Annotated in this window: 3 protein-coding genes; 2 read left to right on the top strand and 1 reads right to left on the bottom strand. The window is 61.5% G+C overall.

Going from position 1 to position 3,644, the window contains the following annotated elements; genetic code table 11:
* A partial coding sequence (gene mnmD / locus DBR24_RS31755; protein WP_256591346.1) for a tRNA (5-methylaminomethyl-2-thiouridine)(34)-methyltransferase MnmD occupies positions 1-606 on the bottom strand: 606 nt, incomplete at its 3' end.
* Between the two features lie 334 nt (positions 607-940).
* Here mnmD and pap point away from each other — a divergent pair.
* Together pap and DBR24_RS08545 are read left to right on the top strand one after the other, a co-directional pair.
* On the top strand, positions 941-2,455 hold the full coding sequence (gene pap, locus DBR24_RS08550; protein ID WP_128614494.1) for a polyphosphate:AMP phosphotransferase: 1,515 nt from the start codon (positions 941-943) through the stop codon (positions 2,453-2,455).
* Between the two features lie 102 nt (positions 2,456-2,557).
* Positions 2,558-3,644: thiolase family protein (locus DBR24_RS08545; RefSeq protein WP_146188997.1), on the top strand; the 1,087-nt coding region annotated here is incomplete at its 3' end.

Below are 3,644 nucleotides of genomic sequence, written 5' to 3'. Positions count from 1 at the left end.
GGTAAAGGTGCTGATAGTCGAGCCGGGCGCGGCCAGGCGGGCCAGTTCTACGAACAGTTCGGCGGTCCACATGTCCGGGTTTTTCGCCGGGGCGAAGCCGTCGAGAAACCACGCGTCGATCTGCGCATCGAGCTGCGGCAATTGCTCCAGCGCATCGCCGATCAACAGCGTCAGCGTGACCCGGCCATTGCCCAGAATGAGCCGCTGAAAACCCTGATGGATCGCCACGTAATGGGTCAGCAACTGATCGGCCAGCGACTTCAGCTGCGGCCACAAGGCCAAGGCCCGCTGCAAGTCCGCAGGGCTCAGCGGATACTTTTCGACGCTGACGAAATGCAGGCGCGCCCCGGCCACCGCATGTTGCTCGAACAGCTGCCAGGCGCAGAGAAAATTCAGCCCGGTGCCGAATCCGGTTTCGCCGATCACCAGTCGCCCGTGCGCTGGCAACGCGGCAAAACGTTCGGCCAGACGGTTCTGTTCGAGGAATACATAACGGGTTTCTTCCAGACCTGACTGATCGGAAAAATACACGTCATCGAACACCCGCGAACGCGGGCGTCCCTGGTCATCCCAGTCGAGCTGGGCGTGGGGCAATACGGGTTTCATGGCAGGCTCGGCAATCACAAGGCGGCCATTCTAGCCGATCGGGCGCTGGGTGCTTGATCCATGGCAAGGGGGCCCAGGGTCGAATGCAGGATCATCACCGGCTTTTGTGGCGAAGGCGCTTGCTCCCGCCGGGGTGCACAGCAGCCCCAAAACCGGTGAACGCGATGTGTCTGGAGGACCGTGGTTGCAGGTCTTGCGACCGCTGCGCAGCCAAGCGCGAGCAAGGGCCCTCGCCACCGTTATTCATTCATTTAACTCACCTTGGCGGAGGAATTTCTCCGCCATCGCCGTGCCCAATCCGCTAGTCTTGCTGCATTCTGGAAGGAGCCGTCCCATGTTTGAATCCGCTGAAATCGGTCACGCCATCGACAAAGAAACGTACGACGAGGCGGTGCCTGCGCTGCGTGAAGCTTTGCTGGAAGCGCAGTTCGAGTTGCAGCAGCAGAAACGCTTCCCGGTGATCATTTTGATCAACGGCATTGAAGGGGCCGGCAAGGGCGAGACCGTCAAGTTGCTCAACGAGTGGATGGACCCGCGTCTGATCGAGGTACGCACCTTCGATCAGCAGACCGATGAAGAGCTGGCGCGGCCACCGGCCTGGCGTTACTGGCGGATGCTCCCGGCGAAGGGGCGGATGGGGGTGTTCTTCGGCAACTGGTACAGCCAGATGCTTCAGGGGCGGGTTCACGGTCTGTTCAAGGATCCGCGCCTGGATCAGGCGATCAACGCCGCCGAGCGTCTGGAAAAGATGCTCTGCGACGAAGGCGCGCTGATCTTCAAGTTCTGGTTTCACTTGTCGAAGAAGCAGATGAAGGCGCGGCTCAAAGCCCTGGCCGATGACCCGCTGCACAGCTGGCGCATCAGCCCGCTGGACTGGCAGCAATCGCAGACCTACGACAAGTTCGTCAAATACGGCGAGCGCGTGTTGCGCCGTACCAGCCGCGACTACGCGCCGTGGCACATCATCGAAGGCATGGACGCCAATTACCGCAGTCTGGCGGTCGGCAAGATTCTGCTCGAAGGTCTGCAAAATGCGCTCAGGCGTCAGCAGGTGCACACCGAAGAAGTCAACGCGGCACCGCTGGGTACGGCTGTCGATCAACTGAACCTGCTCGACAGCCTCGACCTCAACCAGCAGTTGGAAAAGAAAGACTACGAAGAACAACTGATCACCGAGCAGGCCCGGTTGTCCGGGCTGATGCGCGACAAACGCATGCGCCGCCACGCTCTGGTGGCGGTATTCGAAGGCAACGATGCGGCGGGCAAGGGCGGGGCGATCCGGCGGGTGGCGGCGGCGCTCGATCCGCGTCAGTACAGCATCGTGCCGATCGCCGCGCCGACTGAAGAGGAACGTGCACAACCGTACTTGTGGCAGTTCTGGCGGCACCTGCCGGCGCGGGGCAAGTTCACCGTGTTCGACCGCTCCTGGTATGGCCGGGTGTTGGTGGAGCGGGTCGAGGGCTTTTGCAGCCCGGCCGACTGGCTGCGCGCCTACAGCGAGATCAATGACTTCGAAGAACAGATCGCCGACGCTGGGGTCATCGTCGTCAAGTTCTGGCTGGCGATCGACAAGGACACGCAGATGGAGCGCTTTCAGGCGCGGGAGCAGATTCCGTTCAAGCGCTTCAAGATCACCGAAGACGACTGGCGCAACCGCGACAAGTGGGACGCCTACCGCGCTGCCGTGGGCGATATGGTCGACCGTACCAGCACCGAAATATCGCCGTGGACGCTGGTCGAGGCCAATGACAAGCGCTGGGCACGGGTCAAGGTGCTGCGCACCATCAACCGTGCGCTGGAAGAGGCGTTCGAGAAGTCCGACAAACGCACGAAAAAGCACAAGGACTGAACCGATGGGCACGCATACGCGGGGTGAATGATTGTCGCGGTCGGCGATGAGGTGGACTTATGCTCGGTCCACTCTCAACCGACAACAACAATGAGGTATGCCATGCGTGAAGTGGTGATCGTCGACAGCGTGCGGACCGGCCTGGCCAAGTCCTTTCGCGGCAAGTTCAACCAGACCCGCCCCGATGACATGGCGGCCCATTGCGTCAACGCGCTGCTGACACGCAATGACATCGACCCGGCCAGCGTCGAGGACTGCATCGTCGGCGCCGGTTCCAATGAAGGTGCGCAGGGCTACAACATCGGCCGCAACGTGGCGGTGCTCTCGCGTCTGGGCACCCACGTGGCCGGCATGACCCTCAATCGTTTTTGTTCCTCGGGTTTGCAGGCGATCGCCATTGCCGCCAACCAGATTGCCTCGGGTTGCAGCGATATCATCGTCGCCGGCGGCGTCGAGTCGATCAGCCTGACCCTGAAAAGCGTCAACACTGATCACCTGATCAACCCGCTGCTTCAACAGCAGGCGCCGGGTATCTATTACACGATGGGCCAGACGGCCGAAGTGGTGGCGCGCCGTTATGGCGTGAGCCGCGAGGACCAGGATCGCTATTCACTGCAAAGTCAGATTCGCACGGCACAGGCGCAGGCTGCGGGGTTATTCGATGACGAAATCGTACCGATGGCCGTGAAGTATCGGGTCGAGGACAAAACCAGCGGTGAAGTGCAGGTACTCGACGGTGTCGTCGAGCGCGATGACTGCAACCGCCCTGACACCACTTATGAAAGTCTGGCGGGGCTCAAGCCGGTGTTTGCCGAGGACGGTTCGGTGACCGCGGGGAACTCCTCGCAACTGTCCGACGGGGCCTCGATGACGCTGGTGATGAGCCTGGAAAAAGCCCTGCAACTGGGGCTGAAGCCGAAAGCGTTTTTCCGCGGCTTCACCGTCGCCGGCTGCGAGCCTGACGAGATGGGCATCGGCCCGGTGTTTTCGGTGCCGAAATTGCTCAAGGCCAAGGGCTTGCAGGTGGCGGACATTGATTTGTGGGAGCTGAACGAGGCGTTCGCGTCGCAGTGCCTGTACAGCCGCGATCGGCTGGAGATTGATAACGAGAAGTACAACGTCAATGGCGGCTCGATTTCCATCGGCCACCCGTTCGGCATGACCGGGTCGCGGCAGGTCGGGCATCTGG

It is taken from the genome of Pseudomonas sp. HMWF006, assembly GCF_003061205.1.
GTDB classification, from domain to species: Bacteria; Pseudomonadota; Gammaproteobacteria; order Pseudomonadales; family Pseudomonadaceae; genus Aquipseudomonas; species Aquipseudomonas monsensis.
This window is presented reverse-complemented; position numbering and strand designations above follow the sequence as displayed.